We start from the raw sequence: 3298 nt of genomic DNA on the forward strand, positions 1-3298 counted from the left end.
GCGGTCTCCGCCAGCCGGTCCAGGGAAGCGAGCGCAGGCGTTTGGGTGCAAGCGCCGGTGGCGTCGTAAAGAGCGGCGGCAAGGCTGTCGGGCCGGTTGCCTACCGCGACCAGGACGGAGCGGCCTGGAAAAGAGGCCTGCGCCTCGACCGCGAGCGCCTCGAGCGTGGTCACGCCGATGGCGGGTATCTTCAGCGCCAATGCAAGCCCGCGTGCCGCCGCCACGCCCACGCGCACGCCGGTGAAGGAGCCGGGGCCGACCGACACCGCCACCGCGTCCAGCGCGTCGTAGGCGGTGTCCGCCGCCTGCAGCGCCTCCCCGATGACGCGCATGACGTGCTCGGCGTGGCCTTTGCCCAGGTCGATGACGGCGCGCCCGGCTTCCGCTCGGGCATCGCTATCGTAAACACAGGCCGCGCAGAGCGAGGCGGCGGTATCGATGGCCAGGATTTTCATGGGACAGCCGTGTTAAAGCAGAAGCGCTATCTCCGGACAAGCATAACTCTACCTGGCCCGGTCCCGCTCCTTCTTCTCCAGCCGGCGTGCATGCAGCACCGGCTCGGTGTAGCCGTTCGGCTGCTCGCGGCCCTTGAAAACAAGGTCGCAAGCCGCCTGGAAGGCGATGGAGGCCTCGAAATCCGGCGCCATGGGCGTGTAGTTGGGATGGCCGGCGTTCTGCCGGTCGACGACTTCGGCCATGTGCTTCATCGTGTCCATCACCTGCTCAGGGGTCACCACGCCGTGGTGCAGCCAGTTGGCGATGTGCTGGGAGGAGATACGCAGGGTGGCGCGGTCCTCCATCAGGCCGACATCATTGATGTCCGGCACCTTGGAACAGCCGATCCCCTGGTCGATCCAGCGCACCACATAGCCGAGGATTCCCTGCGCGTTGTTGTCGAGCTCCTGCTTGATCTCGTCCGCCGCCCAGTTCGGCCGTGTGGCGACCGGCACGGACAGGAGGTCGGAAAGGCTGGCACGCGGGCGGTCCTTCAGCTTCTCCTGAACGGCCTTCACGTCCACCTTGTGATAGTGCGTGGCGTGCAGGGTGGCCGCCGTCGGCGAGGGCACCCAGGCGGTGTTGGCGCCGGCTTGCGGCTGGCCGATCTTCTGCTCCAGCATGGCCGCCATCCTGTCGGGCATCGCCCACATGCCCTTGCCGATCTGCGCCCGACCGGAAAGCCCGCATTTCAGCCCGACATCGACGTTCCAGTCCTCATAGGCGGCGATCCAGGCGGAGGACTTCATGTCGTTCTTGCGGATCATCGGCCCGGCCTCCATCGAGGTGTGGATCTCGTCGCCCGTGCGGTCGAGGAAGCCCGTGTTGATGAAGACCACGCGTTCGGAGGCGGCGCGGATGCATTCCTCGAGGTTGACGGTGGTGCGCCGCTCCTCGTCCATGAGGCCCATCTTCAGCGTATTGCGCGATAGCCCGAGCGCATCCTCGACGCGGCCGAAGAGGTCAACCGTGAACGCGACCTCCTCGGGGCCGTGCATCTTCGGCTTGACGATGTAGACCGACCCGGTGCGGCTGTTCAGGTGGCGGCCCCCGGAGCCGACGTCGTGCAGCGCGATCATGGCGGTGAACATGGCATCCATGATGCCTTCCGGCGCCTCGTTGCCGTCGCGGTCGAGGATCGCCGGGCTGGTCATCAGGTGGCCGACATTGCGCACCAGCATGAGCGCACGGCCCTTGAGCATGCGTTCGCCGCCGTCCGGCGCGCGGTAGGACAGATCCGGGTTGAGCCGGCGGGTGAAGGTCTCGTCTCCCTTGCGCACCTCGGCTGCCAGATCGCCCTTCATCAGGCCCAGCCAGTTGCGGTAGGCCAGCACCTTGTCTTCCGCATCGACGGCGGCGATGGAATCCTCGCAATCCATGATGGTCGTCAGCGCCGATTCCAGGGCCACGTCGGCGATGCCGGCACTGTCGGTCCGGCCGATGGGGTGGCCGCGGTCGACGACAACGCGCGCGTGCAGACCGTTGCGCCGAAGAACGATCCCGGACGGCGCCTCACGCTCGCCTTCGTAGCCGGCGAACCGGGCCGGCTCTTGCAAGCCGGCGCGCCCCGTCGCGGTCTTCACGACCAGCTTTCCGTCCTCGACGGCAAGGCCGGTCGCATCCGCCCAGCGTGCGCCTTTAAGCGGTGCGCATTCGTCGAGGAAAGCGCGTGCCCAGGCGACCACCTTCTCGCCGCGCTTCGGGTTGTACCCCCTGCCCCGTTCCGCCCCGTCGCTTTCGGCAATGACGTCCGTGCCGTAGAGCGCATCGTAGAGCGAGCCCCAGCGGGCGTTCGCCGCATTCAGCGCATAGCGCGCGTTCATCAACGGCACGACGAGCTGGGGGCCGGCGACCTCGGCGATCTCCGGATCGACATTCTCCGTCGTGATGCTGAAACCTGGGCCTTCCGGCAGCAGGTAGCCGATCTCGCGCAGGAAGGCTTCATGGGACGCCGCGTCGGCGGGCAGGCCGTTTTCACGGTACCAGGCATCGAGCGTCGCCTGCAGTTGACCACGCCTTTCAAGCAGCGCGCGGTTTTCCGGCGTGAGCGCGTCAACGATCGCGGCGAGGCTTTTCCAGAAGCCGTCCGCTTCGACGCCCGTGCCGGGCAAGGCCTCCTTCATGGCAAAATCGTAGAGCTCTCGGGCAATCTTCAGCCCGTGAATCTCGACGCGATCACTCATCAGTACATCTCCACTCGATTCACTTGGGCGCGGTTTGATCACGCCGGCGACGTGCGGTCAATCGCCGCAGGCGGTGCGCGGGCGCCCCGTCGCCACGGCTTCGATCGTGGCCCCGAGAAAAAGGCGCCGGCCCTCCGCCTCGACCGCCTGCACCCGGCGTTGCGAATGCAACACCGGTGTTTCGGCGCCGCTCGCCGCCGCGCGGGCGGTAGCCTGCGCGCGCGCCTTTTCTTCGGCGAAGGCGAGGGCGTCCTCTTCCGTCGGGAAGGTGCCCGTCTCCGATCCCACGGAGACGCGGAAAAGCCCTTCCTGCGGCTGCACGACCTCGGCCTCGACCGTAACCCGCACCTGGCCGGCGACCGCGCCGATGGCGCTGGCGACGTCCAGATGGCGAGGCAGGAGGCATTCCGTTCCAAGGTGCTTCCCCAGCCCGGCATAATGCAGCGGCGCCGAGGCCCCGAGCCCGATCACCGGCCTGTCCAACGTCAGCGAAAGGCGCGCCACGCCCTGCCGCTTGTCGAGCGACCTGGCGACCAGGGGATGCGCCACCGAAACCGCGCCCTCCAGGCCGTCCTCGACGAAGGCTGCCTCCAGCACCGCCTCCACCGAACGGCGCTCGA

General features: G+C 67.7%; 2 protein-coding genes and 1 pseudogene. All 3 read right to left on the minus strand.

The features are described from left to right. A partial coding sequence (gene tsaB / locus ACFP9U_RS24435) for a tRNA (adenosine(37)-N6)-threonylcarbamoyltransferase complex dimerization subunit type 1 TsaB (RefSeq protein ID WP_378625410.1) occupies positions 1-455 on the minus strand: 455 nt, incomplete at its 3' end. Positions 456-503: 48 nt separating this feature from the next. After that, entirely contained in the window at positions 504-2678 is a 2175-nt protein-coding gene (locus ACFP9U_RS24440) for a malate synthase G (protein WP_378625412.1), read from the minus strand. Between the two features lie 57 nt (positions 2679-2735). Then, positions 2736-3298: pseudogene (locus tag ACFP9U_RS24445) on the minus strand (hydantoinase/oxoprolinase family protein); the annotation flags it as partial.

It is taken from the genome of Nitratireductor sp. GCM10026969, assembly GCF_042660605.1.
In the GTDB taxonomy this organism is placed as follows: Bacteria; Pseudomonadota; Alphaproteobacteria; order Rhizobiales; family Rhizobiaceae; genus Chelativorans.